The organism is Gardnerella piotii (assembly GCF_003397585.1).
Taxonomy (GTDB): domain Bacteria; phylum Actinomycetota; class Actinomycetes; order Actinomycetales; family Bifidobacteriaceae; genus Bifidobacterium; species Bifidobacterium piotii.
In genome coordinates, this window is sequence record NZ_QJUV01000001.1 from 637,169 (window position 1) to 662,727 (window position 25,559).

General features: G+C 41.3%; 22 protein-coding genes and 1 tRNA gene. 18 read left to right on the forward strand and 5 right to left on the reverse strand.

The genetic code is table 11. From position 1 onward, the window contains the following. The first annotated feature begins 30 nt into the window (after positions 1–30). Positions 31–1,248, forward strand: a complete 1,218-nt coding sequence (locus tag D0T20_RS02945) for an alkaline phosphatase family protein (RefSeq protein WP_016831451.1) — start codon at positions 31–33, stop codon at positions 1,246–1,248. An 11-nt stretch (positions 1,249–1,259) separates the two neighbouring features. Here the strand turns inward: D0T20_RS02945 and sepH are convergent, their stop codons facing one another. Continuing rightward, complete coding sequence (gene sepH / locus D0T20_RS06385; protein WP_162862674.1) at positions 1,260–2,597, reverse strand: septation protein SepH; 1,338 nt, start codon at positions 2,595–2,597, stop codon at positions 1,260–1,262. A 233-nt stretch (positions 2,598–2,830) separates the two neighbouring features. Here sepH and D0T20_RS02955 point away from each other — a divergent pair, with 233 nt between their 5' ends. From D0T20_RS02955 to D0T20_RS02965, 3 genes are read left to right on the forward strand one after another with little or no spacing between them, the layout of a single operon-like run. Next, complete coding sequence (locus D0T20_RS02955; RefSeq protein WP_004574584.1) at positions 2,831–3,124, forward strand: DUF4193 domain-containing protein; 294 nt, start codon at positions 2,831–2,833, stop codon at positions 3,122–3,124. Beyond that, the gene (gene dut / locus D0T20_RS02960; protein ID WP_016635596.1) at positions 3,124–3,612 is read left to right on the forward strand and encodes a dUTP diphosphatase; all 489 of its coding nucleotides are present in this window, start codon (positions 3,124–3,126) and stop codon (positions 3,610–3,612) included. The genes D0T20_RS02955 and dut overlap by 1 nt, the downstream gene beginning before the upstream one ends. An 11-nt stretch (positions 3,613–3,623) precedes the next feature. Continuing rightward, the gene (locus D0T20_RS02965) at positions 3,624–5,963 is read left to right on the forward strand and encodes a RelA/SpoT family protein (protein ID WP_016635597.1); all 2,340 of its coding nucleotides are present in this window, start codon (positions 3,624–3,626) and stop codon (positions 5,961–5,963) included. A gap of 148 nt (positions 5,964–6,111) precedes the next feature. Here the strand turns inward: D0T20_RS02965 and D0T20_RS02970 are convergent, their stop codons facing one another. From D0T20_RS02970 to D0T20_RS02985, 4 genes are all read right to left on the reverse strand, one after another. Beyond that, positions 6,112–6,651: a peptidylprolyl isomerase gene (locus D0T20_RS02970; RefSeq protein ID WP_016635598.1), complete on the reverse strand. Its 540-nt coding sequence runs from the start codon at positions 6,649–6,651 to the stop codon at positions 6,112–6,114. 52 nt (positions 6,652–6,703) lie between these two features. Continuing rightward, positions 6,704–7,384, reverse strand: a complete 681-nt coding sequence (locus D0T20_RS02975; RefSeq protein ID WP_116438346.1) for a methionine ABC transporter permease — start codon at positions 7,382–7,384, stop codon at positions 6,704–6,706. Position 7,385: 1 nt separating this feature from the next. Then, positions 7,386–8,204 carry a methionine ABC transporter ATP-binding protein gene (locus D0T20_RS02980; protein ID WP_116438347.1) on the reverse strand — a complete coding sequence of 273 codons (819 nt, stop codon included), beginning with the start codon at positions 8,202–8,204 and terminating at the stop codon, positions 7,386–7,388. A gap of 124 nt (positions 8,205–8,328) precedes the next feature. Then, positions 8,329–9,177, reverse strand: coding sequence for a MetQ/NlpA family ABC transporter substrate-binding protein (locus D0T20_RS02985; RefSeq protein ID WP_016784798.1), 849 nt, complete (start codon positions 9,175–9,177; stop codon positions 8,329–8,331). Between the two features lie 291 nt (positions 9,178–9,468). Here D0T20_RS02985 and D0T20_RS02990 point away from each other — a divergent pair, with 291 nt between their 5' ends. The 14 genes from D0T20_RS02990 (at position 9,469) to D0T20_RS03055 (ending at position 25,548) form a co-directional block, all read left to right on the forward strand. Further along, positions 9,469–11,181: an NAD+ synthase gene (locus D0T20_RS02990; RefSeq protein WP_162862716.1), complete on the forward strand. Its 1,713-nt coding sequence runs from the start codon at positions 9,469–9,471 to the stop codon at positions 11,179–11,181. A gap of 249 nt (positions 11,182–11,430) precedes the next feature. Continuing rightward, positions 11,431–13,806 carry a formate C-acetyltransferase gene (pflB, locus tag D0T20_RS02995; RefSeq protein WP_116438349.1) on the forward strand — a complete coding sequence of 792 codons (2,376 nt, stop codon included), beginning with the start codon at positions 11,431–11,433 and terminating at the stop codon, positions 13,804–13,806. Between the two features lie 109 nt (positions 13,807–13,915). Beyond that, positions 13,916–14,797 (forward strand): pyruvate formate-lyase-activating protein, encoded by an 882-nt coding sequence (pflA, locus tag D0T20_RS03000; protein WP_016831444.1) that lies wholly within the window; start codon positions 13,916–13,918, stop codon positions 14,795–14,797. Positions 14,798–14,921: 124 nt separating this feature from the next. Continuing rightward, a complete protein-coding gene (locus tag D0T20_RS03005; protein ID WP_116438350.1) occupies positions 14,922–15,278 on the forward strand; it encodes a hypothetical protein in 357 nt (118 codons plus the stop codon). A 216-nt stretch (positions 15,279–15,494) separates the two neighbouring features. Further along, a complete protein-coding gene (locus tag D0T20_RS03010; RefSeq protein WP_116438351.1) occupies positions 15,495–16,877 on the forward strand; it encodes an HRDC domain-containing protein in 1,383 nt (460 codons plus the stop codon). Positions 16,878–16,928: 51 nt separating this feature from the next. Further along, the gene (tig, locus tag D0T20_RS03015; protein ID WP_016831440.1) at positions 16,929–18,287 is read left to right on the forward strand and encodes a trigger factor; all 1,359 of its coding nucleotides are present in this window, start codon (positions 16,929–16,931) and stop codon (positions 18,285–18,287) included. Between the two features lie 150 nt (positions 18,288–18,437). Continuing rightward, positions 18,438–19,916 (forward strand): chloride channel protein, encoded by a 1,479-nt coding sequence (locus tag D0T20_RS03020; RefSeq protein ID WP_116438352.1) that lies wholly within the window; start codon positions 18,438–18,440, stop codon positions 19,914–19,916. 35 nt (positions 19,917–19,951) lie between these two features. Beyond that, on the forward strand, positions 19,952–20,563 hold the full coding sequence (locus D0T20_RS03025; RefSeq protein WP_032813113.1) for an ATP-dependent Clp protease proteolytic subunit: 612 nt from the start codon (positions 19,952–19,954) through the stop codon (positions 20,561–20,563). A gap of 5 nt (positions 20,564–20,568) precedes the next feature. Beyond that, entirely contained in the window at positions 20,569–21,237 is a 669-nt protein-coding gene (locus tag D0T20_RS03030) for an ATP-dependent Clp protease proteolytic subunit (RefSeq protein ID WP_016831437.1), read from the forward strand. A 147-nt stretch (positions 21,238–21,384) separates the two neighbouring features. Beyond that, a tRNA-Arg gene (locus D0T20_RS03035) sits at positions 21,385–21,458 on the forward strand. Between the two features lie 155 nt (positions 21,459–21,613). Beyond that, positions 21,614–21,826, forward strand: a complete 213-nt coding sequence (locus tag D0T20_RS03040; protein ID WP_116438353.1) for a helix-turn-helix domain-containing protein — start codon at positions 21,614–21,616, stop codon at positions 21,824–21,826. Then, the gene (locus D0T20_RS03045) at positions 21,826–23,394 is read left to right on the forward strand and encodes a type I restriction-modification system subunit M (RefSeq protein WP_116438354.1); all 1,569 of its coding nucleotides are present in this window, start codon (positions 21,826–21,828) and stop codon (positions 23,392–23,394) included. Before D0T20_RS03040 ends, D0T20_RS03045 begins: the two co-directional genes overlap by 1 nt. Beyond that, on the forward strand, positions 23,394–24,416 hold the full coding sequence (locus D0T20_RS03050; RefSeq protein WP_116438355.1) for a virulence RhuM family protein: 1,023 nt from the start codon (positions 23,394–23,396) through the stop codon (positions 24,414–24,416). Before D0T20_RS03045 ends, D0T20_RS03050 begins: the two co-directional genes overlap by 1 nt. Then, on the forward strand, positions 24,409–25,548 hold the full coding sequence (locus D0T20_RS03055; protein ID WP_116438356.1) for a restriction endonuclease subunit S: 1,140 nt from the start codon (positions 24,409–24,411) through the stop codon (positions 25,546–25,548). The genes D0T20_RS03050 and D0T20_RS03055 overlap by 8 nt, the downstream gene beginning before the upstream one ends. Positions 25,549–25,559: the final 11 nt, after the last annotated feature.

Consider the following 25,559-nt stretch of genomic DNA (forward strand, 5'->3'; position numbering starts at 1 on the left):
ATGTAGTCTTTTTTAACTACAATGTAGCTTATGACTATTGAGATTCCACAATTGGATGACTTGTTGAAGTTTGTTGAAAATAGCAAAATTCGTGACGCATACAATAATCCTAAATTTGCTCTTCATCTATCTTCGATTCTTCCAGCTCTTAGTGCTTCTATAGGATCGCCAATTTGCACACAAATCCATAAAAACACTGATTCTTTGCGAGATTTGTTTGGGTTTCCTAAAGTAAAAAGTGCTGTTGTTGTGCTTGTGGATGGTCTTGGATATTGGAATCTTGCTATTAGAAAAGGTCATGCTCCATATTTGCGTGCTCTTCTTAACAACAGTGCAAACCAGCGCCCTATAACAACTTGCGTTCCTAGTACTACAGTTGCAGCAATGGCCACTTTTGGCACTGGAACTTGCCCTGGTCTTACTGCAATGACAGGATACACTCAAAAAAATCCTAAAACTGGCGCGTTATCTCAATTAATCCAATTTAGGGATGCTCCAAATCCATTAGATTTGCAGCGCCAGCCTACAATATTCGAGTCGCTTTCTAGATTGGGTGTTAGAGCAAATCATGTAAGTCTTTCAAAATTTGAGGATTCTCCTTTAACTCAAGCAGCTTTTAGAGGGGCTAAATTTATAAGCGGAACAACTGCTAGAGCGAGAATTATGAACGCTGCAAATAGCACTAAAACGCCTGGTCTAACGTATTTGTATCTTAGGGATATAGACAAAATCGGTCACAATTATGGTTGGAAATCCGAGAATTGGGTTTCTATTTTTGAGCAGATTGATTCGCAGCTAAATCTTTTAAGAAAAAATTGCCAAAAAGGCACTTTGATTGTTATTACTGCAGACCATGGAATGATTGAGTCAAATCCAGATTTGAAAATAGATATTGCAAAAGATAGTCGTCTTACTAAAGGAGTTAAGCTTGTTGGGGGAGAGCCGCGTTCTGTTATGCTATACGCGGAAGATGGTGAAAATCCAGAAGACATTGCGTTAAGGTGGACTAATGCTTTGCAAGATAAAGCGCTTGTTAGAACTAAAGAGCAAGCTGTTAAAGATGGCGTTTTTGGGGAAGTTAGTTCGCTTGCGCTAAGCGTTATTGGAGATGTTCTTGTTCAAGCAAAGTCATCTGTTACAATCGTTGATTCTAGAATCGAAACAGAAAAAGCCATGAACTTGCCGAGTGTTCATGGCTCTATGAGCGCAATGGAAATGGATATTCCGTGCTTAGTTGATATAGCTTAATTTACGCTAAATCATCCTTCGCCAAAAAGAATCTCATCCCAGCTAGGAACAGCTGCACGGCTGCTCTTTTTGGCTTTAGAATGCTCGTTTGTGCGCGCTTTAGTAGACTTTTGCGTTTGCGTAGACTTTGGAGTTTCTATCGAAACAGTTTTGTCTGCTTGAACATGATTGTCTTTTTGATTTTCTTGTTCTTCTTTTGCTTCCTCGTTGCGCGATTCACTATTAGAGCTATAGCTAGAGTTATTGCTAAAAAGCGCATTTGTATTGTTGCTATCTTTGCTCGAATCGGAATTGGACGAGTTTGCTATATTCGATGCGATTTCTACGGCATTTATACTGTTAGATACAGCATTTGCATCCACTTGGTTCTCGCTATTTGCAACTAGAGTACTTAGATTATTGTTTTGCTCGTAGCTTTGCAAAGAATCTAAAGAACTTGCATTATTTTGGTCTAGTGATTTATTCGCATTATTCGCATTGTATTGTTCTTGTACGTTTTGTGCGTTTTGTTCTTGCTCGTTATTTGCATTTTGCGCTTGCATTGTAACATTTGCAACATTTGCAAGGTTCTCACTATTCCTTGATTCCCATTGAGAAACAGCGCGCTCTATTCTTGCAGAACGAATTGAGTTTCCTGGAAGATCTTCGTTTGCAAACGGGAAGCTAATGCTTACAGTGTCTCTATAAGTTCCGCCAAATTGTGACTTTTTAGAAGAATCATTATTCATGACTTCTTCGCCAAGCAATAACCTTGCAGAAGGATTTGCGCAAGCAACGGAGTTATCGTGCATGTTCCAAGTCCACTCGGCTTTTATTGTGCGAGTAGCGGTGTTGAATTCTGCTGTTATAAGCCATGGTTCAAGTCCGCGTCTTGTAGCACGCCACTTTACTGTTTCCATTCCAATATGCGCTTTTGCAAGAGTGCGTTCAATCAAATCCGAAAGAGTTCGCATATTGCTTTGCTTAGGCGCTGGAACAGTCAAGAATTGTTCAATAGCATATTGCTTTTCGGTTTCTACTCCGCTTGAGAATCGTCTAACTTGAGATTCGCTTACGTTGTATCGCTTTGCAACATGTTCTGGTTCTAATCCAGCGCGTATTAAAGCTTGAATTTGAGATATAGGCAGTGTTGCTGTAGTTGCGCTTGGCGAATCGTCCGACTTGCCAGTCGAATTAACTGTATTTTGATTACGTTCATCAACATTTGTTAGTTTTTTCGACTCGGCGATTGCGCGCTCCAGCGTGTCGTCAACATGAATTTTTAACGGCGTGTTTTCAAAAATAAAAATTAAATCGCCATTATTATCCACATGATCGAAACTCGCCTCTTTTGGCGGATTTTCAAGCATTGCGCACCACTTTCCTCGCTTTTAACGATACTTATAACATACTTTAGTCCATAGTATGCCTTCTTTGCCATTTTTTATTAATAAAAAAGCGAGTATTCTATGCGGGGTAGCTTTCATGTATGCTATGCGCGTAGGTAGATTTAGACTAATTGCTATAAATAGTGCTAATCGCTATAAGTAAAGTAGAAAAGTAGTTTTAAGCAATAAGTAATCTTAAAAACGAAAGGACCATAATGGCACAGGATTATGATTCTCCTCGTAGTAAAGACGAAGACGAGGAGTCGTTGGAAGCATTGAGCAAAGGCTCTCAAAGTTCCGCAAACGATATAGACGATGACGAAAACGCTATTGCAGAAGATTACGAGTTGCCAGGCGCAGATCTTAGCAACGAAGATGCATCTGTTACAGTAATACCAATGCAAGGTGATGAGTTCATTTGCTCCGAGTGCTTCCTTGTAAAGCACAGAAGTCAGCTCGCTCAAATGTCTCAAGACGGTCAACCGATTTGTAAGGAGTGCGCAGCTTAATGGCTTACGATGATACCTATACGGGCCCAGAGCAGGTGGAAGTTCTTATTAAATATTTGAACGATGGAACAGATAGCCAGGCTGCAATGGAGCATCTTTCTTACGCTCATGCGGGAGATGCTGGAGCGGATTTGCGAACTACGCAAGACGTTACCTTGCGTCCTTTTGAGCGCGCTCTAGTGCCGACTGGCGTTGCAATCGCCTTGCCTGCTGGATATGTGGCTTTGGTTCATCCGCGTTCCGGTTTAGCTGTAAAACAGGGTGTTACTGTTCTTAATGCTCCAGGAACGATTGATGCTGGGTATCGTGGAGAGATTAAGGTTCCATTAATCAATATGGATCCAGAAAATACTGTGCAGTTTAATCGTGGAGATCGCATAGCTCAGCTTGTTATTCAACGCTATGTTGAAGCTAGATTTGTTGAAGCAAGTCAGCTTCCAGGCTCCGATAGATCCACTAAAGGATTTGGCTCTACTGGCGTGCAATGAGGTGACATTCAATGGGAGAATCTCAAGAAGATATTAAAGGCGCTAATATGCTCGGGTGTGAAATTAGCGAAGATATGCGAGACCCATTGCGTCCTATATTGCAAATGTGCAAGTGGCATCATCCCGATGAAAACATGGATATTTTGCATAAGGCGTATAAAAGAGCCGTAAAGCAGCATACTGGTCAAAGGCGTAAATCGGGAGAGCCGTACATTATTCACCCTCTTGCTGTAGCTCAAATTTTAGCTGATCTTGGAATGGGACCTATTGTAGTTGCTGCAGGATTATTGCACGACACTGTAGAAGACACAGATTACACGCTAGAAGAATGCAGAGCAGACTTTGGAGACACGGTTGCTGGCCTTGTAGATGGCGTTACAAAAATATCCAATATGGAGTACGGCGAAAGCGCTCAAGCAGAAACAATCCGCAAAATGGTTGTTGCAATGAGCCGAGATGTGCGAGTGTTGGTAGTAAAACTTGCAGATCGATTGCATAATGCGCGTACGTGGAGGTACGTTAAGGCGTCTAGCTCGCATAAAAAAGCTCGAGAAACTCTAGACGTTTATGCTCCGCTTGCAAATCGACTCGGCATGAATGCTATTAAAACAGAGCTTGAAGAGCTAAGCTTTAAGGTTTTATACCCTAAGATTTATAACGAAATCGTAGTGTTAGTAGCTCGAAGAGCTGGACAGCGAGAAGTATATTTACGTCAAATTCTAGAAGAAATCAACGAAGATTTAAGTGCGCAACATGTTAAGGCTTCGGTTAAAGGGCGACCAAAAGATTATTTCTCAATCTACCAAAAGATGATTGTTCGCGGTCATGATTTTGAAAATATCTATGACCTTGTAGGCGTGCGAATAATCGTTGATTCTATTCGAGACTGTTATGCGGCTCTTGGCGCAGTTCATGCGCGTTGGAGCCCTGTTCCAGGCCGATTTAAGGACTACATTGCTACTCCTAAGCTAAATATGTATCAAAGCTTGCACACTACTGTTGTAGGCCCTGGTGGAAAGCCTGTTGAGATTCAAATTCGCACATGGGATATGCATAGGCGTGCTGAGTTTGGTATTGCTGCTCACTGGAAGTACAAGGCAAACGGCCAAGCTGGTCGAGCTTTAAGTAAGCCAGATAAGGGTGATGTTAAGCGCGAGCAAGAAGAGAACAAAGAGCTTAGCGAATTAGATAACTTAAAGTGGATTCAGCAACTTGCAGATTGGACTAGCGAAACGCCAGATTCCGACGAATTCTTAGGTTCCTTAAAGCAAGATCTTGGAGCTTCGGAAGTTTACGTGTTTACTCCAAAGGGGAGCATTGTTGCTCTTCCGCAAGATGCAACGCCAGTTGACTTTGCGTATTCTGTGCATACAGAAGTTGGACACAGAATGATGGGCGCTCGCGTAAATGGAAAGCTTGTTCCACTAGATACAAAGCTTAACAACGGAGACACTGTAGAAGTTCTTACGTCTAAGTCCGATACTGCTGGACCTTCTAGAGATTGGCTTAGTTTTGTAAAAAGCCCTAGAGCTAGAAATAAGATTAGGCAATGGTTTAGCAAGGAACGCCGTTCGGAGGCCATTGAAGAGGGTAAAGACGAGCTTACGCGCGCTATGCGTAAACGTAACTTGCCTTTGTCTACTTTGCTTACTCCGCAAGCGTTAATAGGCGTTGCAGAAGAGCTTAATATTACTGCTAATGTAGAAGCCGTTTATGCTGCGATTGGCGAAGGTCAGGTTTCTACACAAAATGTTATTTCTCGTCTTGTTAAAGATGCGGGAAGCGAAGAAGTAGCAGAAGAAGCGCAAGAAGAGGCGCTTCCGCTTAGAAGAGCAGAGCGTAATCGCAAGTCTAACGGCGTTCTTGGCGTTTCTGTAAAGGGTGTTGGAGACGTTTGGGTTAAGCTTGCGCGCTGTTGCATGCCTGTTCCAGGAGACAATATTGTTGGCTTTATAACAAGAAATCAGGGTGTTTCTGTTCATAGAACAGATTGCCAAAATATGATTGATTTGCAAAAGTCGCAATCGGAACGTGTTATTCCTGTTCAATGGACAAGCGACAAAGGCTTGTTCCTTGTTAAAGTTCAAGTAGAAGCTTTGGATCGTCAGCATTTGCTTTCGGATGTTACTAGAGTTCTTTCGGATCATGGCGTAAATATTCTTTCGGGAACGATTGCTACTGGAGACGATCGCGTTGCTACAAGCCAATTTACGTTTGAAATGGCGGATCCTCAGCATTTGAATACTCTTCTTGCTGCGATTCGTAAGATTGATGGCGTTTTTGACGTTTATAGAATTACGGGTGCAAAAGATAGTGCGGAACCGCGACTTAGAAAAATGGAACGCGATTAAGCTGCGACTAAACAGTAACTAAATCGTAGCTAAAGCGCAACTAAACAATAAAACTTCCAGTCAAATAATCCTTTGGCTGGAAGTTTTATTATTGCAATTTTTATACTATTTTTGCTTTATTATTTATGCTTTATTTTAGCTAATGTTTTTACTTAATAACATCAATAGATATAATTCCAACTGGCTCTAGTGGAGCATCGGACCTATCTGTTGGAACAGATTCAAGCTTATCTACAACAGCTTTAGACTCATCGTCCACAACTTCTCCAAAAATCGTGTGATGACCATCAAGCCAAGGAGTTGGAACAGTTGTTATAAAGAATTGAGATCCATTCGTGCCATGCAAGCGGCCGTCGCGTCCGCGTTGCTTTCCGGCATTTGCCATTGCGAGCAAATATGGCTTATCGAACTTTAGAGATGGGTCAATCTCGTCGTCAAATTCGTAGCCAGGACCGCCCATTCCGTTTCCAAGAGGGCATCCGCCTTGAATCATAAAATCTTTAATAATACGGTGGAAAGTTAAGCCATTGTAGAAAGGCTCATTAGACTTTTCGCCGCTAAAAGGATCAGTCCACTCTTTTTCGCCAGTTGCCAAGTCAACGAAATTTTTTACTGTAATAGGCGCTTTATCGTCAAAAAGATTAATCTTTATATCGCCTTCAGACGTATGCATATTAATAAGTGTCATATTGCGATTCTCCCATACATTAAAGACTGTTCACTGTTTATTTTGATTAATATTAGCGCTCGTGATGGTTGATTTTGTTGGATATTAAATCTCCAATGCTTTGCACTAATTGCACAAGCAAAATGCATAAAATTACTGCTGCGCTCATAACGTCGTATTGGTAGCGTTGGTACCCGTAGCGAATCGCAATATCTCCAAGTCCTCCTGCTCCAACTGTTCCAGCCATTGCGGAGAATCCAAAAAGCGTAATAAACGTTAATGCTGCTCCGCGAATTAGCGAAGGTAAACTTTCAAAAAGCAATACTTTGAACACGATTTGTGTGTTGCTTGCTCCAAAACTTTGAGCAGCTTCTATAAGACTTCCGTCAACTTCTGCCAAAGATTGCTCAACAATTCGCGCTACGAATGGCGCAGCTGTTATAACAAGCGGAACAATTGCTCCTGGAACACCTAAAGATGTTCCAACAATAAGCCTTGTAAGTGGGATTATAGCAACAAGCAAAATTATAAACGGAATAGATCGCACAAAGTTTACAATGCTTCCTAAAACAGTGTTAAGCAGCGCGTTTTTGCAAATTCCTTGCTTTGCGCTTGTTATAAGAAGAACTCCTATTGGAAGTCCTATTATGTATGCAAATAATGTAGCTATTGAAGTCATAACAATTGTGTCTTTTGTGCCTTCAATAATTAGTTCTCCATATTCGTCTATAAATTGTGAAATATTTTCTGGCATTTTATTTCACCTCGCTGTTTTCGCTGTTTTCGCTGTTTTCGTTGCTGTTGCTGATGTTTTTGCTGTTATCTCTATGATTTTCAACATTTTCGTTTGCAATAAGTGTTTTTAGAATATTGCTTTGCGGATTCTTGAAAAGCGTTGAAGTATCGCCGATTTCTACGATTTTTCCGCCGTCAATCATTGCAACTCTATCGCAAATATTGCGCGCAACTGCAAGAGAGTGAGTAATAATAACCAATGTAACGTTAAGATCTCGGTTGATTCTTCTAAGCAAGTCAAGTATTTGCGCAGTAGTTGTTGAATCCAATGCGCTTGTAGCTTCGTCACAAAGCATAATCGAAGGATTGTTAGCAAGCGCTCGCGCAATAGCAACACGTTGCTGCTGGCCGCCAGAAAGCTGAATAGGGTAGCGGTTTGCTAAATCTTTTAAGCCAACTAAGTCAAGCAAATATTTTGCTCGTTCTTCTCGTTCGTTTTTATTCGTGTGGTTTAGTTCCAAAGGAAAAGTCACATTTTGCAATACGGTTCGCTGCTGAAAAAGACTAAAGTTTTGGAAAATCATGCCAATATTTGACCTGATATTAGATAAATCGCGATTTTTAGCGTATGTAATATCTTTTCCGTCTATTACAACTTTTCCGCTCGTAGGTCTTTCTAGAAGGTTTATGCATCTAACTAGCGAAGACTTTCCAGCTCCCGAAGAACCTAAAATTCCAAAGACTTCTCCCGATTCAATAGTCAAATTAATGTCTTTAAGCGCTTCGTGCTTAGTTTTGCCGCTTGAATAAGTCTTATAAAGATGTTCAATCTGAATCATTTTTCCACCGATTGTAGAACGAATTGTAAAACGAATTATAAAACAAATATGAGGCACGTGCCTCTAGTTTTTTTAGAGGCACATGTCTCTTTTTTTTTATTTGCGATTAAACGCTGTAATCACGTTAAAACACTGGAAGAACAGCGCCGTTGTAGTTTTTCTTTATAAAATCACGAACTTCATCTGTTTTTAACGCTTTTACAAGAGCCTTGATTTTAGCAAGTTTTTCGGAGCCCTTCTTAACAGCAATAATGTTTTCGTATGTCTTAGCGGCTACGCCTCCAACTTTTTCGCTTGTAAGAGGATCTTTAGTTGGGTTAAATCCAGCTTGAATAGCGTAGTTTCCGTTTAGAGCAGCTAAATCAACGTCTTTAACGACTGTTGGAACCAAAGAGGCGTCTATTTCCTTAAACTTTAGATTCTTTGGATTAGAAACAATATCCTTCTTGGTTGAGTTAACATCCTTTGGATTCTTTAGCTTAAGAAGACCTGCGTCTTGCAAAAGAAGAAGTGCGCGAGCTTCGTTGGTTGGATCGCTAGGAACAGCAACTGTTGCGCCATCTTTTAAGTCCTTAATTGTTTTAGTCTTTCCTGGGTAAAGTCCAAATGGCTCAAAGTGGATTCCAGCAATAGAAATAATATGCGTTCCTCTTTCTTTATTAAAGTTATCTAAGTATGGCAAATGCTGATGGTAGTTTGCGTCTGCTTCGCCTTCTTCTACAGCAGTATTTGGCTGAACGTAATCAGTAAATTCCTTAACAACCAACTTATAGCCTTGCTTTTGCAAAATCGGCTTAACTACTTTATTCAAAATATCGCTGTGAGGAGTTGGGGAAGCTGCAACCTTAATCACCTTATCGTCTTTAGTTGCTCCATTTGCAGAAGATCCGCATGCGCTTAGCGAAAGACCCAAAATCGCAGTTAGTGCTGTAAAAGCTGCAATAATCTTTGTGTTCTTTTTTGTGATTTTCATGTTTTTCCCCTTGTCCTTTAATGTTTTTTGCTAGTTGATTATTTTGTTTCTTAGCAACGGAATATCAATATATGCGATTTTGCAGCCTCTTCGCTACCTATTTTCTATTTGTATAATTTATGACGAGTTAGTAAAGCTAATAAAATCAATAAGATAATCAACAATTATTTTTTGCATTTAGGGCTTGATTTTTTATTTTTCCTTATTGTTTTGGCGTGGCGTTTTGCAATCTTTTTGTTTTAGAAGGCTTTAAAATGATATGGCTTGTGCAACATGGCTTATAATAAAAACATGACTTCTTTGCGTTTAGCTTTAGCTCAAATTGACACTTGCGTTGGAAATATAAGCAAAAATACGGATGAAATATTGCGATTTTGCAAAGACGCAAGTAGGGGAAATGCCGATATTGTTGTGTTTCCAGAAATGACACTAACTGGGTATCCAATCGAAGACCTTGCTTTGCGTGCAACATTTAGAAAAGCAGCTAATAATGCCGCTTATAGTCTTGCAAAAAGCTTAAAAGATAGCGGATTAGGTGATTTATACGTTGTTGTTGGAACGGTTGGTGTAGACGATGAGTTAGGTAAGCCAAGAAATCGCTTGCTTGTTATTAACAACGGAAAAGTGGCGCTTGTTTACGACAAGCATTTTTTGCCAAACTATGGCGTTTTTGACGAATTTAGAATTTTCTCGTCTGGAGATGATTGCGGGATTCTAAACGTTAAAGGCGCAAAATTAGGATTTGCGATTTGCGAAGACATTTGGCAAGATGGCGGCCCAGTTGCGCGTCTTTCTAAAGAGGGGATTGATGTTCTAGTAACAATCAACGGTTCTCCGTACGAAGAAGGCAAAACGGATATTCGATTAAAACTGGCTCAAAAGCGTGCAAAAGAGGTTAATGCTCCGCTTGTTTACGTAAATCAAGTTGGTGCTCAAGATGATCTTGTTTTTGATGGCGGCAGCTTTGTAGTAAACGCAGACGGGTCTTTGATTGAGCGTTCTAAGATGTTTGATCAAGACTTAAGTTTTGTTGATTTTGATACAGATTTAGATGTGCAAAAGTGCTCTACGATTGCTCAAAAATTAGACCCAGACGAAGAAGTTTATTGCGCATGCGTTTTAGGACTCAGAGATTACATGCGTAAAAATGGCTTTAAGGGCGTTTGCTTAGGACTTTCTGGCGGAATCGACTCTGCGCTAGTTGCAACTATGGCGGCGGATGCTTGCGGAGGGCAAAACGTTTGGGGAATTTCAATGCCAAGCATGTATTCTTCGCTTGGCTCTAAAGACGATGCTTGCGATTTAGCTAAGCGCCTTGGAGCACATTACGATATTCAGCCTATTGAGCCGCTTTTTAAGTCATTCCAAAATCAGCTTGATTTGCAAGGTGTTGCTGCAGAAAATTTGCAAGCGCGAGTTAGAGGCGTGATTGTTATGGCGTATTCTAATTCAAAAGGTTTGCTGGCTTTAGCTACTGGCAATAAGTCGGAGCTTGCATGCGGTTATTCTACGATTTATGGAGATGCGGTAGGTGGGTATGCTCCTATTAAAGATTTGTTTAAGACTCGCGTTTGGGCGCTTTCTAGATGGCGTAATCGCGCTGCTGAAAATGGCGTAGGTCTTGGAATGTTGCCTATTGCTGGCAGTGAAGATTTTTCTAAAGACAATAATCCTAAAGAAAAGGCTCCAAAAGATGGCATTCTTATACCTGTAAACTCTATTGTTAAGCCTCCAAGTGCCGAGCTTAGGCCAGGGCAAAAGGACTCGGATTCTTTGCCAGAATACGATTTGCTAGACAAAGTGTTAGAGGCTCATATCGAGCTTGCTCACGGCAGGGCGGATTTGCTTGCAGACGGTTTTGATGAGCGCACAGTTGATACAGTTATTCGGCTTGTAGACCGCGCAGAATGGAAGCGTAGGCAGTATCCGTTAGGGCCAAAAGTTACTGCGATTGCGTTTGGCAGAGATAGGCGAATTCCAGTAACAACGGCGTTTAGAGAATAGACGAAGGCTGGGAACGGATTGGTGAAGCTTGGGAAAAGTCGCAAGCAACCGCCCGTTCGATACGCGTTGTATATGTGCTAGTTTGAGGATTCAAACTAGCATTTTTATTAAAAATAAGCTAAAAAACAGTAAAATGTGAGGTAACTCACGTTAAAAATGCCAAAAATCGACGTGTACTGTTTGAACATTGCTCTAACATAGTAGAGAAGGCGACGTGAAGAAGCGTCGTGGATACGAAAGGAGTCAAATATGGCATCAGTGGATGCATCCGTTCTCAGCGAAGAGGATCTTCGTGCAAAAGCGTGGGATGGATTTACAAGCGGCAATTGGGAAAAAGATATTGACGTTCGTGACTTTATCCTAAAGAATTACACTCCATACGAGGGTGATGAGACTTTCTTGGCAGACGCCACCGAAAAAACGAAGCATATGTGGAAGTACCTCGACGACAACTACTTGGCTGTCGAGCGCGAGCGCCGCGTATACGACGTTGAAACACATATTCCAGCAGGAATTGACGCAATGCCAGCAGGCTACATTGAAAGCCCAGAAGTAGATAACGTAATCGTAGGTCTTCAAACCGACGAACCTTGCAAGCGCGCTATGATGCCAAACGGCGGTTGGCGAATGGTTGAGCAGGCCATTAAGGAAGCTGGCAAGGAAGTTGATCCAGAAATCAAGAAGATTTTCACCGTTTATCGCAAGACTCATAACGATGGCGTGTTTGGTGTTTACACCAAGAATATTAAGATTGCTCGCCACAACAAGATTTTGACTGGTTTGCCAGATGCTTATGGCCGTGGCCGTATTATTGGTGATTATCGTCGTGTTGCTCTTTACGGCGTAAACATGCTTATTGAGTTCAAGAAGCGCGATAAGGATTCGATTCCATACCGCAACGACTTTACTGAGACCGAGATTGAGCATTGGATTCGCTTCCGCGAAGAGCACGATGAGCAAATCAAGGCTTTGAAGCAGCTTATTAACTTGGGTAACGAGTACGGCTTGGATTTGAGCCGACCAGCTCAAACCGCTAAGGAAGCTGTTCAGTGGACTTACATGGGCTATCTTGCTTCTGTTAAGAGCCAGGATGGCGCTGCAATGAGCTTCGGCCGTGTTTCCGCATTCTTCGATTGCTACTTTGAGCGCGATTTGAAGGCTGGATTAATCAACGAAACCGACGCTCAGGAAATCATTGATGCTTTGGTTATGAAGCTTCGTATTGTTCGCTTCTTGCGTACTAAGGATTACGACGCAATCTTCTCTGGAGATCCATACTGGGCAACTTGGTCCGATGCAGGCTTCAGCGATGATGGCCGTACCTTTGTTACTAAGACTTCGTTCCGTTTGCTCAACACTTTGACCCTTGAGCATCTTGGGCCAGGTCCAGAGCCAAACATCACTATTTTCTGGGATCCAAAGCTTCCAGAAGCCTACAAGCGTTTCTGCGCACGAATCTCTATCGACACTTCTGCAATTCAGTACGAGTCCGATAAAGATATTCGTGAGCACTGGGGCGATGACGCTGCTATTGCTTGCTGCGTTTCCCCAATGCGCGTTGGTAAGCAAATGCAGTTCTTCGCTGCACGCGTTAACTCCGCAAAGGCTTTGCTCTACGCGATTAACGGTGGCCGCGATGAAATGACTGGCATGCAGGTTATTGATAAGGGCGTTATTGACCCAATCAAGCCAGAAGCTGATGGAACTCTTGACTACGAGAAGGTTAAGGCCAATTACGAGAAGGCTTTGGAATGGCTTTCCGAAACCTACATTGAGGCTTTGAACATCATCCACTACATGCATGATAAGTACGCGTACGAGTCCATTGAGATGGCTTTGCACGATAGGGAAGTCTATCGTACACTCGGCTGTGGTATGTCTGGCTTGTCTATTGCTGCAGATTCCTTGGCTGCTTTGAAGTATGCAAAGGTTTACCCAATCTACAATAAGGATGCTAAGACCACTGAAGGTCATGAGTATGAGTACATCGAAGGCGCAGACGACGACTTAATCGTTGGCTACAAGACGGTTGGCGAGTTCCCAATCTACGGTAACGATGACGATCGTGCTGATGACTTGGCAAAGTGGGTTGTAAGCACTGTTATGGGTCAGGTAAAGCGTTTGCCTGTGTACCGTAATGCTGTTCCAACTCAGTCTATCTTGACTATTACTTCTAACGTTGAATACGGCAAGAACACTGGTTCCTTCCCATCTGGTCACAAGAAGGGTACTCCTTACGCTCCAGGCGCAAACCCAGAAAATGGTATGGATTCTCACGGTATGCTTCCATCCATGTTCTCCGTTGGCAAGATTGACTATGACGATGCTCTCGATGGTATTTCTTTGACCAACACCATTACGCCAGATGGTTTGGGAAGAGATGAAGACGAGCGTATAACGAATTTGGTTGGTATTTTGGACGCTGGCAACGGTCACGGCTTGTACCACGCAAACATCAACGTTTTGCGCAAGGAACAGCTTGAAGACGCTGTTGAGCACCCAGAAAAGTACCCACACCTTACGGTTCGCGTTTCTGGCTACGCAGTGAACTTCGTAAAGCTCACTAAGGAGCAGCAGCTCGACGTTATTTCTCGTACATTCCACCAGGGTTCAGTTACTGACTGATTCTGATTGATTGCGAATGCCGCCGGGAGTGAGTAGGTTTTGCTCCTGGCGGCTTTTAAAATAAAATAGACTTAAAGATTACCAAAGACGGTTATAGGAGGGCATGTAAATGGCTGAAAACACAGCATTTCGCACTACGACTCAGCACATGTTAAAGGAGTCAAAAGAGTATGCCCGACAAACTTTAATGGGTGGTCTTTCTGGTTTTGAATCTCCAATTGGATTAGACAGAAAAGACCGCTTAGTTGCTCTTAAAACTGGCGATATTGGATTTGTGCATTCTTGGGATATTAATACTTCTGTTGATGGCCCTGGCACTCGCATGACAGTGTTTATGAGTGGCTGCCCACTTCGCTGCCAATATTGCCAAAATCCAGATACTTGGAAAATGCGCGACGGCAAGCCAGTCTACTTAGATGCAATGATTAAAAAAGTAGACCGTTATCAAAGTCTTTTTAAGGCAACAGGCGGCGGAATAACTTTTTCTGGCGGAGAATCCATGATGCAACCAGCTTTTGTATCTAGAGTGTTTCGTGCAGCAAAAGAGATGGGTGTGCATACTTGCTTAGATACTTCGGGCTTTTTGAATCGCAATTATACGGACGAAATGATTGACGACATTGATCTTTGCTTGCTAGATGTTAAATCTGGTATTGAAGAAACGTATAAAAAAGTAACTGGCGGCTTGCTTCAGCCAACTATTGACTTTGGTCAGCGATTGGCGAAGGCTGGTAAGAAGATTTGGGTGCGTTTTGTGCTCGTTCCAGGTCTTACAGACAGCGAAGAAAATGTTGAAAAAGTTGCTGAGATTTGCGATTCATTTGGTGATGCTGTTGAGCATATTGACGTGCTTGGATTCCATCAACTAGGCCGCCCAAAGTGGCATGAGCTTAGGATTCCATACCCTCTTGAGAATCAAAAAGGACCTTCTAGGGCGCTTAAAGAGCGAGTTGTAAACCAGTTCAAAGACCACGGTTTTGTTGTGTACTAGACTGCGTTTAGATTGCATCAAAAATGTAACTGTAATTTAGACAATTTTTGCGTATTGTATTGTTTTTTTTTTAAAGGATTTTGTATAATTATACAAATAACCTTTTTTAGAGAAAGGATACGCAATGAAGCGCAGAATAGGTTGTTGGATTGCATTAGCTTTTACATTAGCGTTAGCTATTTTTGTGCGGTGTAACGATCAGTTTGGTTTTGCTACAGCGCTTACTGTTTTCGTTATTTTGCCAATAATTTTGTTGCCAATAAACATTGTTGCATCGTTTGATGAGAAACTTCTTATTGAAGTGCCAATAATATCTATTGCGATAACTTTTGTTATAGAACTTGTTACTTTCCCAATATCCAAGTTCTCGGATTTAGGTTTACATGTTGGCTACGTTATTCCAACAGTTTTAGTTTCGGCAGTCGCATTTACTCTTACTAGATTCCTTAAAACTAGGCTTGTTAAGCGCATAACTCAATAAGAATCAAACAATAAAACAGATTGATTATTTAAATTATTATTTAATTTATTACTTATTTTGATTAGTCGTAGTTGTGTGCGAAAGTTGAAGCCGTGTTAAAAGATGCATAATCTATAACACGGCTTAAATATTTTTTACGGATATTTTGCAAAAAATTACAAAGTAAGATGCAAAAAGCGTAAGAATTTGGCTAAAGCGTGGAATCGGGAGGCGTTCTTGAATAAGGAACCAAAGCTCTTAAAAGAGCCTAGAGAAGGAGTTCCAGAAGTCATTGATACGCTTGAAGCATATAAAGAATATTGTAATTTGTTGGCAGCAGGGTCGGGGCCTTTGGCTGCAGACGCAGAGCGCGCATCTGGTTTTAGATATGGTCACGAAGATTGGCTGATTCAGTTTAAACGCAAAGGTGCAGGAATTGGATTGCTGGACCCAATAGCTTTAGGAAAACTTGGCGTTGATTGGCATGAATTTAATGAGGCAGTAGGGGATGCGCCTTGGATTATTCACGATTCTATGCAAGATTTGCCAGGATTTTTCGATATTGGTTTGCGTCCGCGTGCTTTATTTGATACAGAAATCGCAGCTAAATTGCTTGGTAGAAAGCGATTTGGATTAAGCTCTGTAACTGAATATTATTTGGGGTTGACTCTTGCAAAAGAACATTCTGCAGCGGATTGGTCATATAGACCTCTTCCTAGAGATTGGCGAAATTACGCTGCTTTAGACGTTGAATTGCTAATCGAATTAGAAGAAGTAATGAGCGGCGAGTTAAAAAAGCAAGGCAAGCTTTTATGGGCAAATCAAGAGTTTGCACACTTATTAAGTAAAGGTGCGCAAAAGAAGGCTCCTCACCCAAATCCTTGGCTTAGAATATCTCATATAAGCGTTCTTATGCACGATAAAATCGGCTTGATGATTGCAAAAGAGCTTTGGCAAAAGCGAGATGAGCTTGCTTGTCAATACGATATTGCGCCAACTCTATTGCTTTCGGATGCTGCGATTATTGAAGCAGGAAAGCGAAAACCAAGTAATTCTAGGGAGTTTCGCTCAATTCGCATTCTTAACGAACGCGTTAGGATTCACACGGGCAGCGAGCAAGACAAGATGTTTGAACGTTATGCTCCGATTCAGCGCAAAATCAAGCCAAATGTGTGGAAAGCTGTTATAGAAGACGCGATTAGTCGCGCTAAAAGTGGGGAAGTTGCTATTATTTCTAAGCTTGATGATTCAAGTAGTAAATATGGCAATTACAACGATGCTGGCGATTTTGGCGATACTGGCAATTCTGCGGATTCTGGCGATTCTGCTGATTCTAGCGACGCACAAGAATCGCAAGCAGCTCCACGATCTATGAAGTATTGGCGTGATCATCATCCTAAAAGATATGAGCGCTTACAAAATGTAAAGCAGTCTTTAATCAAGATTGCAGAAGATACTCACACGCCTACGGAAATCATTATTAAACCGCAAATTATTCGCAATCTTTGTTGGCAAGATAATATTGAGCATATTGATGTTAAGGAGTTTCTTGTAGAGCAGGGTGCAAGAACGTGGCAAAGCGATTTAATTGCTGAGTCCGTAACTCGCGCTATTATGTAACGGTTGTGCCATATGGCAGAAGCTAGAAAACGTAATTTCAGGAGCGCAAGCGTGAAAATCAGCGTCAGGAATCTTGAGCCAACTAAGGTTAAGCTCACCATTACCGCAGATCTCGAAGATTTTGAGCCATTTATGGATCAGGCTCGTAAAGAGATCGCAAAGCAAATCAACGTGCCAGGTTTTCGTAAGGGACACGTACCAGGCAAGATTGTAGATCAGCGAGTTGGCTTCGGAGCTGTTGCCGGTGAAGCTGTAAATTCTGCTGTTCCAGAGCTTTATTCTAAGGCTTTGGAAGAAAAGAAGATTCGCCCAATGGATCAGCCAGAATTTGATGTTCAGGAAGTCCCAGAATCTGCTAAAGACGAACTTAAGCTTAAGTTTGTTGCAACTGTTGAGCGTCGCCCAGAGTTCAAGCTTAACAAGTTTAAGGGTGTAGAAATCGAAGTAGAGAAGCCGGAAGTTAAAGATAGCGATGTTAAGGCTCGTCTTGAGGCTTTGCGCGCACGTTTTGGCACTCTTGTTGGTGTTGATCGCCCAGCTAAGAAGGGTGATTTTGCAAACATCGATTTGGAAGCTAAGATTAACGACGAAGTTGCCGATTCTCAAAATGGCGTAAGCTACGAGCTTGGTTCCAACACTATGCTTGATGGTTTGGATGAGGCTTTGGAAGGTCTTTCCGCTGGAGAAGAAACCACTTTTGAAGGTACTCTCGAAGCTGGAAAGAACCAGGGCAAGAAAGCTCAGGTTAAGGTAAAGGTTAACTCCGTTAAGGCTCAAGAATTGCCAAAGCTTGACGATGAGTTTGCTAAGGAAGCATCTGAGTTCGACACTTTGAAGGAGCTTAAGGAAGACGTTCGTAAGTCTTTGGAGCAGGCAAATGAAGGCCGTCAGGCAACTCTTGCTCGCGATGCTTTTATTGCTAAGATTCAAGAAGAAGTTGAAATTCCTGTGCCAAAGGGTGTTAAAGATAAGGCTGTTGCCGAGCACCTTAAGGGCATGACTCCAGACCCAGAAAAGGCCACTAAGAAGCAAAAGGAAGAGGCTGAAAAGGCTGCAGAAAAGGAGCTTCGTGACCAGATGGTTCTCGACGCTTTGGCAGAAAGCCTCGATGTTTCTGTTTCTCAAGCAGACGTTACCAACTTCTTGGTTTCTGTTGCTCAGCAGTACGGAATGGATCCAAGCCAGTTTATTAACGCTATTGTTCGCAATGGTCAGCTTGGTTCTGCTGTTCAAGAAGTTGCTCGCTCTAAGGGCTTGCTTGCTGGCATGCGCGCTGTAAAGTTCGTTGCTGGCGGAGAAGCTCTTGATTTGAGTGCTTTCTTGTCGGAAGATGAAGAGCCAGAAGATGAAAGCGTTAAGGCTGCTTCTGCTGCTGCAGCTGTTGCCGATGAGCTTTCTGCTGAAAAGTAGTTAGAGTCTTCTAAATTAGAATCTTCTAATAATCTTGTTATTTAAGACCTAGTAGAGTATAACTCTGCTGGGTCTTACTTATATTTAATTAAATAATTACTATATAGAATTACGATTATTATAGAAAAATGTTAAGAATTGCGAGACATTATGGATAGTAGTGCTAAAACAAAGCATGAATCTTGTTGCAGATTTAGCAAATTCGGCAAATCTTGCAAATTATTTAGTTTTGCAATTCTAGTAGCGCGTTTTATTGCAGTCTCTGTTGCTCTTGGCGTTCTTGTTGGCTTAGGAGCAACAGTTCTTACGCTTATTTTTTACGCTGTACAACACCTTGCTTTTGGCTCAATTGAATCTGCTAAAAATACTGTATTTTTAGGGCTTCCTTGGTATCGATACGTGCTACCTGGCACAATTGCTATGACTATTGCTGCACTGGCTTGGTATTTTTTGCGAAAGAAGGAGAATCCTCCTCGAATCGTTACTATTCCACAAGCCGTTAGTGGCAGTAGAATGCCAATTTTTTCTACTATTGCACATGTTTTATTGCAAATCGGCATTGTTGGCTCTGGAATTTCAATCGGAAGGGAAGTAGCTCCTAGAGAATTAGCTGCAATGATTGCTCAACGTTGCAGCAGTATTTTTAATGTGTCTGTTAAAACTCAGCGTATACTAGTTGCGTCTGCTGCAGGTGCTGGCTTGGCTGCAGTGTACCATGCGCCTTTAGCTGGCACCGTGCTTTCTTTAGGTTTGCTTAGTAAAACTCAAGGTTTTGGTTTTTATGCGTGGCTAAATTGCGAAAATGGCTCTGTAATAGTTAATGCACTTAAAAATATTGCGCGCTCGGAGCGTTTGCGTTGCTTGCCTTTTGCTCTTGTTATGAATTATGTTGCTGCGTTTGTTGTTGAGTTTTTATTGCATCATTCTAGATACTACAATATTTCGCAATTTTCTTGCGTGTTTTCTTGGCAAATTTGCGTTTTAACTGTTGTTGTTGGTGCAGTGTGCGGCTTAGTTGGTTACGTTTTTCGCTTGGGTATTATTTGGTGTAGAACTCATGCTTTGCGTGGCATACAAATGCTGTGTTTTATGCCTGTAGCTGGCTTAGTTATTGGTGTTGCGGCTTGTTGGTTTCCGCATATTATGGGGAATGGTAGGTCGCTTTCTCAGCTTGCTTTTTCTGTAGCTAGTTTTCCGTATTTGGCAGAAAACTCGCATATTGTTACTATTTTGTTGCTTCTTGCGCTAATGAAAATGGCTGCTACTTTGCTTGTTTTGCGCTATGGTGCTTCTGGAGGCGTATTGCAGCCAAGCATTTCAACTGGCGCTTGCTTTGGTGTGATTTTATACGCTATTTTTTCAACGTCTGGTTTTTTGCAAGTTTTTGACATTTCGCAAGTTTCCGCAATTTCTGTATCTATTATTGGCGCTGCTTCTTTACTTGCGTCTTCTAGAAAAGCTCCGATTATGGCGTGGCTTTTAGTTGCGGAATTAGTAAACGCACCGTTTGCATTACTTTGTCTTATGCTATTGGCGGTGATTGTGTCTAGTTGCGTGTCTAATCGCGTGTCTAATTGCGTTAAGCGTTTTACTTCACATTCTTGTTTTGCGGTCACGCGCACACGATAGTCTAGATGTATTCAAAATGTTTGTAAGGAGATAAGGTGACTGATCTGTTTACGGCTTCTCCCGTTATGCAAGAAGGGGAGCCACAAAATCCAACGGATTCGATTTTTAATCAACTCTTAAAAGATCGTATTATTTGGCTTGGCTCTGAAGTCAAGGATGAAAATGCCAATATTATTTGCGCTCAGATGCTTATGCTAGCTGCGCAAGATCCTAAGAAAGATATTTGGCTTTATATTAATTCGCCAGGTGGTTCTATTACTGCTGGAATGGCTATTTACGACACTATGCAGCTTATTGAGCCAGATGTTGCTACGATTGCTGTTGGCATGGCTGCTTCTATGGGTCAGTTCTTGCTGAGTTCTGGCACGCCTGGTAAGCGTTTTATAACGTCTCACGCTCGCGTGCTAATGCACCAGCCTTCTGGCGGTGTTGGTGGCACTGCTACAGACGTGCGTATTAATGCTGAACTTATTATGGATATGAAGAAAACTCTCGCTGAGCTAACGGCTCAGCAGACTGGTCATACTGTTGAAGAGATCTACCGAGACAACGAGTATGATCATTGGTTTACTGCTCAGCAGGCTTTGGAGTATGGCTTTGTAGATAAGATTGTTACCACTCCAGCTTCTATGCGTGGGGAGGAGTGATTTTAATGGCAAGTGAAGAAGCAAAGTTTGTTGCTCGCGCTAAGCGTTTGGGCGGATTTGGCCAGACCAGTGGTGTGTTTACGAATCGTTATGTTTTGCCTCAATTTGGCGAGCAGACTCCTTATGGTATGAAAACGCAAGATCCATACACTAAGCTTTTTGAAGACCGCATTATTTTTATGGGTGTTCAGGTTGACGACACTTCTGCAGACGACATTATGGCTCAGCTTTTGGTTCTAGAAAGCATGGATCCAAGCAGAGATGTAATGATGTACATTAACTCTCCTGGTGGCTCTATGACTGCTATGACGGCTATTTACGATACCATGCAATACATTAAGCCAGATGTTCAAACGGTGTGCTTGGGTCAAGCTGCTTCAGCTGCTGCGATTTTACTTGCTGCTGGCGCTGCTGGTAAGCGCATGATTTTGCCAAATGCTCGCGTGCTTATTCATCAACCTGCTATGGGCCAGGATTTTGGCAAGGCTACAGAGATAGAGCTTCAAGCTAAGGAAATGTTGCGTTTGCGCGAATGGTTAGAGGCCACTCTTGCAAAGCACACTGGCCAAAGTGTTGAGCGAATTCGTAAAGATATTGAGGTAGACACTATTCTTACCGCTCCTCAAGCTAAAGAATACGGTATGGTAGATGAGGTTCTGGAGCATAGAGCTTAAGGATTTTATGTTTTAGATTCTTATGTTTTAGATGCAGACCCTGGCGCTGGCGACACGCCAGGGTTTGTGTTTTTGTAAAGATGGTTGTATATTAGTCAAGTTGCCAAAAACAACGGAAAGTTAAAGTTCCAAGTTTTTGGAGAGCATGCGCCAGTAGCCCAACGGATTAGAGCATCTGACTACGGATCAGAAGGTTGCAGGTTCGAATCCTGTCTGGCGCACAATACACGCGGTTTTTGCCGCGTTTTTTTTTACTTCTTAACTCATCATTGGTTTTGGCCTATAACCCCAATATTCCGGTGCTATCGGTTCTTTATATCGTTTATATACTCACAGAATCGTGATAATATTTAATTATTAAAATAAGGATGGAATTATGGCTGTTAGTTATAAAAAACTATTACATCGCATGATTGAAGAAGATATTTCCAATCAGGACTTAATGAGAATGAGCAATATTTCCGCCAACATTATTACTAAACTACGTACCGGGCAATATATATCACTAGAGAAAGTGGAAGATATCTGCACGGCTTTACACTGTACGCCCAACGATATTTTGGAATTTATAGCGGAGGGGAAAAGATAATGCCTATTGATAATAAAAAAGAACAGGAACGTGATGAACTTCACCGTGCTATATGGGCAATCGCGGATGAACTTCGTGGTGCTGTAGATGGTTGGGATTTTAAGAACTATGTGCTTGGCACTATGTTCTACAGATATATTTCTGAAAATATTACTAACTACATCAATGAAGGTGAAATTGAAGCAGGTAATACTGATTTCGATTTTGCGCAGATGTCTGATGATGATACAGAGGAAGCAAGAGAAGGACTTGTTGAAGAAAAAGGATTCTTTATCCTTCCCTCAGAACTTTTCTGCAATGTTAGAGCAAAAGCTAAAGATGATGAGAACCTTAATGAAACACTTGAGAAGGTATTCCGTCATATAGAGGAGTCTGCTAAAGGCAGTGAATCAGAATCCGACTTTGCGGGTCTTTTTGATGACTTTGATGTAAACAGTAATAAGCTTGGTTCTACTGTTGCAAAGAGAAATGAAAAGCTCTGCAAGCTTCTTGATGGCGTGGCTGATATGCATCTTGGTGATGTTAAGGATCACGATATTGATGCATTTGGTGATGCCTACGAATATTTGATGACAATGTATGCATCAAATGCGGGTAAATCGGGTGGTGAGTTCTTTACTCCTGCTGATGTATCAGAACTTCTTACAAGACTCGGTACAGTTGGAAAAACTGAAATCAACAAGGTGTACGATCCAGCCTGTGGTTCAGGTTCGCTGCTTCTGAAAGCAGAAAAAGTACTTGGTAGAGATAAGGTGCGCAATGGTTTCTATGGACAGGAAATCAATATTACAACCTACAACCTTTGCCGTATCAACATGTTCCTACATGATATCGACTTTGATAAATTTAATATTGCTTGTGAAGATACCCTTATAGCCCCGGCGCATTGGGATGATGAACCTTTTGAACTGATTGTTTCAAATCCTCCGTATTCTATTAAATGGGCTGGTGATGATAATCCTTTACTTATCAATGACCCTCGTTTTGCACCTGCAGGTGTTCTTGCACCAAAGAGCAAGGCTGACCTTGCATTTATTATGCACAGTCTTTCATGGCTTGCATCAAACGGAACTGCTGCGATTGTATGTTTTCCAGGCATTATGTACCGTGGTGGTGCTGAAAAGAAAATCCGAAAATATCTTATTGATAACAACTTTGTTGATTGCGTAATTCAGTTGCCACCTAATCTTTTCTTTGGAACTTCAATTGCCACCTGCATTATGGTAATGAAAAAGAACAAGGCAGATAATAAAACGCTGTTTATCGATGCAACAAACGAGTGCATTAAGGTTACGAACAACAATAAGCTTACTCAAGACAATATGGATAAGATTGTGAAATGCTTTGCAAATCGCAGTGAAATTGAGCATTTCTCACATCTTGCAACATACGATGAGATTTCTGAAAATGACTACAACCTTTCTGTATCAACCTATGTTGAAGCAGAAGATACAAGAGAAAAAATCGATATTGTTAAGCTGAATGCAGAAATCAAAGAAATCGTTGCTCGTGAAGAGACCTTAAGAAAAGCAATCGATGAGATAATTGCAGAAATCGAGGTGCAGTGATGGAAAATGATTTTAACTTTTTAGTATATCAAACCGCTGAAGAAAATGTTTCAGTCAATGCGTTTGTGAAAGACGAAACAATTTGGCTTACGCAAAAAGCAATGGCTGAATTGTTTGATGTCGATAAATCTTCCATAAGCAGGCACTTGAAAAATATTTTCAATGAGGGTGAGCTTGACGAAAAAGTGGTTGTTGCAAAAATTGCAACAACCACTCAACACGGAGCTATCGAGGGAAAAACGCAAAACAAAGAAACACAATTTTATAACCTCGATGCAATCATATCTGTTGGTTACAGAGTAAATTCCAAACGGGCAACAAGTTTCAGAATCTGGGCTACCGGCGTTTTGAAAGAATATATGATAAAAGGCTTTGCTATGGATGATGAACGCTTGAAGCAGGGCAAAACAGTCTTTGGGAAAGACTACTTCCGTGAACTTTTGGAAAGAGTTCGTTCAATCCGTGCGAGCGAAAGACGAATCTGGCAGCAAATCACAGACATCTTTGCGGAATGTAGCATTGACTATGATAAAAATGCACAGATTACCCATGATTTTTATGCTATGGTGCAAAACAAGTTCCATTTTGCAATTACCGGGCAGACTGCGGCAGAAATTGTCTATACTTCTGCTGACAGAACCAAAGAAAATATGGGGCTTACTACTTGGAAAAATGCTCCGGACGGACGCATTCTAAAATCAGATGTGGTCGTTGCAAAAAACTATCTGAAAGAAAAACAAATTCGTCAACTGGAGCGTGCCGTAACAGGCTATTTCGACTATATTGAAGATTTGATTGAGCGAGAAAATACCTTTACTATGGAGGAGTTTGCCGCCAGCGTGAACGAATTTCTGGCATTTCGCCGATATGATATTCTGCGGGATAAGGGGAAAATCTCCGGTAGAATGGCAAGAGATAAAGCGTCGGCTGAATATGAAGAATTTAACAAAACACAGAAAATCACCTCTGATTTTGATAAGGCGGTCAATCGAATGTTGAAAGCAGGTGAGCAAAATGAGTAAATTAGATGAGCTGATTCAAGAACTTTGCCCGAATGGGGTGGAGTATAAAGTTTTAGGCGAATTATGTAATATTTGCACTGGTAAGTTGAATGCTAACGCAAAAGATGAAGATGGTATTTATCCGTTTTTCACCTGCGATGCAAACCCTTATAAAATTAATGAATATGCATTTGACACATCAGCAATATTGATATCAGGAAATGGTAGCCAAGTAGGTCATTTAAATCAATATGAAGGTAAGTTTAATGCTTATCAAAGAACTTATGTCTTAGATAATTTTAAACTCGTCATTAAACCTTTTTTATTTCATTTTATGGATGCCTATTTAAAACCATATATTATGGTGAACTGTAAAAAAGGCTCCGTACCATATATCACATTACCAATGTTACAAAGTTTTAAAGTTCCCGTACCTCCGTTGGAGGTACAACGTGAAATAGTCCATATATTGGACTCTTTCACGTTACTTACAGCGGAGCTTACAGCGGAGCTTACAGCTCGTAAAAAACAGTATGAGTACTATCGAGATACACTGCTCACTTTTAACGATAATAATCCTCTACACTCGCTTATCTCACGCTACTGCCCAAACGGTGTGGAGTATAAGAAGATTGGCGATATTGCTTTTATTTCAACTGGAAGTAAATTAAGGGATATTCAAGAATCACATTCTTTATATGAATATATTAATGCTGGAACTACTAATTCTGGATATTCATTAGATTGGAATTGTGATGGAGACGTGGTGACAACGCCTTCTAGAGGTCAAGGTGGTATTGGTTATGTGGGGTATCAAAAAAACAAGTTTTGGCTTGGGCCTCTATGCTATAAAATCGTTGGAAATGCTGATTTTGTATTAAATAAATATTTGTATTATTACTTGTCAAATAATTCATATGAAATATTGTCTCTTAAGAAAGATGGTGGAGTTCCTGCAATTAACAAGTCTGACTTAGAGGAGTTAATTCTCTCAGTTCCGCCTCTTGAAGTGCAGCGTCAAATCGTACAAATTCTGGATCGCTTTGACACTATCTGCTCTGACCTCAACATCGGTCTTCCGGCTGAAATAGAAGCAAGACAAAAACAATATGAATTTTATAGAGATAAGCTGCTTTCTTTCAAACAGTTATAATCTCAAGAGGA

What these genes read in the sequence shown, in the direction of transcription:
- D0T20_RS02945 (WP_016831451.1), top strand. Translation starts at nt 31, where the DNA reads ATGACTATTGAGATTCCACAATTGGATGACTTGTTGAAGTTTGTTGAA.
- sepH (WP_162862674.1), bottom strand. Translation starts at nt 2,597, where the DNA reads ATGCTTGAAAATCCGCCAAAAGAGGCGAGTTTCGATCATGTGGATAAT.
- D0T20_RS02955 (WP_004574584.1), top strand. Translation starts at nt 2,831, where the DNA reads ATGGCACAGGATTATGATTCTCCTCGTAGTAAAGACGAAGACGAGGAG.
- dut (WP_016635596.1), top strand. Translation starts at nt 3,124, where the DNA reads ATGGCTTACGATGATACCTATACGGGCCCAGAGCAGGTGGAAGTTCTT.
- D0T20_RS02965 (WP_016635597.1), top strand. Translation starts at nt 3,624, where the DNA reads ATGGGAGAATCTCAAGAAGATATTAAAGGCGCTAATATGCTCGGGTGT.
- D0T20_RS02970 (WP_016635598.1), bottom strand. Translation starts at nt 6,651, where the DNA reads ATGACACTTATTAATATGCATACGTCTGAAGGCGATATAAAGATTAAT.
- D0T20_RS02975 (WP_116438346.1), bottom strand. Translation starts at nt 7,384, where the DNA reads ATGCCAGAAAATATTTCACAATTTATAGACGAATATGGAGAACTAATT.
- D0T20_RS02980 (WP_116438347.1), bottom strand. Translation starts at nt 8,204, where the DNA reads ATGATTCAGATTGAACATCTTTATAAGACTTATTCAAGCGGCAAAACT.
- D0T20_RS02985 (WP_016784798.1), bottom strand. Translation starts at nt 9,177, where the DNA reads ATGAAAATCACAAAAAAGAACACAAAGATTATTGCAGCTTTTACAGCA.
- D0T20_RS02990 (WP_162862716.1), top strand. Translation starts at nt 9,469, where the DNA reads ATGACTTCTTTGCGTTTAGCTTTAGCTCAAATTGACACTTGCGTTGGA.
- pflB (WP_116438349.1), top strand. Translation starts at nt 11,431, where the DNA reads ATGGCATCAGTGGATGCATCCGTTCTCAGCGAAGAGGATCTTCGTGCA.
- pflA (WP_016831444.1), top strand. Translation starts at nt 13,916, where the DNA reads ATGGCTGAAAACACAGCATTTCGCACTACGACTCAGCACATGTTAAAG.
- D0T20_RS03005 (WP_116438350.1), top strand. Translation starts at nt 14,922, where the DNA reads ATGAAGCGCAGAATAGGTTGTTGGATTGCATTAGCTTTTACATTAGCG.
- D0T20_RS03020 (WP_116438352.1), top strand. Translation starts at nt 18,438, where the DNA reads ATGGATAGTAGTGCTAAAACAAAGCATGAATCTTGTTGCAGATTTAGC.
- D0T20_RS03030 (WP_016831437.1), top strand. Translation starts at nt 20,569, where the DNA reads ATGGCAAGTGAAGAAGCAAAGTTTGTTGCTCGCGCTAAGCGTTTGGGC.
- D0T20_RS03040 (WP_116438353.1), top strand. Translation starts at nt 21,614, where the DNA reads ATGGCTGTTAGTTATAAAAAACTATTACATCGCATGATTGAAGAAGAT.
- D0T20_RS03045 (WP_116438354.1), top strand. Translation starts at nt 21,826, where the DNA reads ATGCCTATTGATAATAAAAAAGAACAGGAACGTGATGAACTTCACCGT.
- D0T20_RS03050 (WP_116438355.1), top strand. Translation starts at nt 23,394, where the DNA reads ATGGAAAATGATTTTAACTTTTTAGTATATCAAACCGCTGAAGAAAAT.
- D0T20_RS03055 (WP_116438356.1), top strand. Translation starts at nt 24,409, where the DNA reads ATGAGTAAATTAGATGAGCTGATTCAAGAACTTTGCCCGAATGGGGTG.